Below are 678 nucleotides of genomic sequence, written 5' to 3'. Positions count from 1 at the left end.
TGCGCGATTTTCTTAATCCAGATCTATGTGAACAAGATCGAATCCTTTGCTTTGTGGAGTGGCCGGCACGGGGTGAAGGGCTTTTGCCTAAAGCAGACGTAACCCTTTCGATGAATATTGAAGCTGAAAGTCGCTGCTGTGAGTTGTTAGTTGCTGAACATTCTGCTTTTTCGGGTGTTGATTTCGATGTTCTTATAGCGGGGAGCCGCTGATGCGATTCGTTTTTTCTAGAATGGCCCATTACCTATGCTTATGTTTTGTGCTCGGCTTTTGGTCGCACAGTGCATTTGCGGCCAATATAGCAATCAATGATGCGAGGTTATGGAATGCGCCTGACCATTCTCGTTTAGTGTTTGATCTTGGCGGTTCAACATCACACCAGTTGATGACATTGAATAATCCTCCACGTGTTGTTTTAGATATTAAGAATGTAAAGAAGAATACTCGTTTTGACGCTGTTTCTTTGGAAGGATCTCCTATTAAAAAAATAAGGAGCGCTGTGAGAAATAACACTGATCTCAGAATTGTGTTGGATCTGAAAGCTTCGGTAAAACCGAAAAGCTTTTTGCTTAAGCCGAATGAGAGCTATGGAGATCGTTTGGTTGTTGATCTTTATCTTTCGAAGGTAAAAGAATATAAGCCTGTTAAGCAATTAAATAGCTCAGGTGGCAAACGTGA

1 protein-coding gene and 1 pseudogene are annotated in these 678 nt (G+C 41.7%); both read left to right on the top strand.

Features of this window, described 5'->3' with window-relative positions; all coding sequences use genetic code 11:
• Positions 1-212, top strand: a pseudogene (locus A3738_RS31820) (hypothetical protein); the annotation flags it as partial.
• A partial coding sequence (locus A3738_RS05255) for an AMIN domain-containing protein (RefSeq protein ID WP_156503983.1) occupies positions 212-678 on the top strand: 467 nt, incomplete at its 3' end. The pseudogene A3738_RS31820 and the gene A3738_RS05255, both read left to right, overlap by 1 nt.

It is taken from the genome of Oleiphilus sp. HI0066 (assembly GCF_001635725.1).
Note: the sequence above shows the minus strand (reverse complement) of the source record. Positions and strands in the feature narration are given on the sequence as shown.